At 53.7% G+C, this 322-nt stretch carries 1 protein-coding gene; it reads left to right on the top strand.

The window, feature by feature from the left end:
- Positions 1-322, top strand: a 322-nt coding sequence (locus AC0L3J_RS37800; protein ID WP_473350503.1) for a glutamate--tRNA ligase family protein, incomplete at both ends; no start/stop codon positions are given.

The raw sequence follows: 322 nt of genomic DNA, 5'->3' as shown, positions 1-322 counted from the left end.
ACTGATCAATAAAGGCCTGGCGTACGTTGATGAACTGACGCCGGAACAGATCCGCGAATACCGCGGCACCCTGACGCAACCGGGTAAAAACAGCCCGTACCGCGACCGCAGCGTTGAAGAGAACCTGGCGCTGTTCGAAAAAATGCGTGCCGGTGGTTTTGAAGAAGGTAAAGCCTGCCTGCGTGCGAAAATCGACATGGCTTCACCGTTTATCGTGATGCGCGATCCGGTGCTGTACCGTATTAAATTTGCTGAACACCACCAGACTGGCAACAAGTGGTGCATCTACCCGATGTACGACTTCACCCACTGCATCAGCGAT

This window comes from Bradyrhizobium sp. Kon37 (assembly GCF_055807535.1).
This window is presented reverse-complemented; position numbering and strand designations above follow the sequence as displayed.